The organism is Bradyrhizobium cosmicum (assembly GCF_032290525.1).
GTDB classification, from domain to species: domain Bacteria; phylum Pseudomonadota; class Alphaproteobacteria; order Rhizobiales; family Xanthobacteraceae; genus Bradyrhizobium; species Bradyrhizobium cosmicum_A.
In genome coordinates this window covers 1-241 of record NZ_JASXTA010000536.1, presented here as the reverse complement: position 1 = coordinate 241, position 241 = coordinate 1, and the positions used below count along the sequence as shown (strand labels likewise).

The following is a 241-nucleotide window of genomic DNA, read 5'->3' as shown; positions in this document are numbered from 1 at the left end:
ATCTAGGATAAGTACGATGTCATGACGAGCAGTGACTTCACGGATTTTTTGTAGCCATTTGGCAGGTGCTGGGACGACACCGCCCTCACCTTGGATGGCCTCTAAGATGACCGCAGCAGGCTTGACCACACCGCTTTCGACATCTTCGATGAAGTTCTCAAAATAATAAGTCAAGGCATCGACACCTGCTTCACCGCCCAGACCCAGTGGGCAACGGTATTCGTGCGGATATGGCATGAAC

1 protein-coding gene is annotated in these 241 nt (G+C 51.5%); it reads right to left on the bottom strand.

Translation table 11 applies throughout. The features are described from left to right. Positions 1-241 (bottom strand): aminotransferase class III-fold pyridoxal phosphate-dependent enzyme (locus QSV46_RS40855; protein WP_314964449.1); only part of this gene is annotated, 241 nt, incomplete at both ends.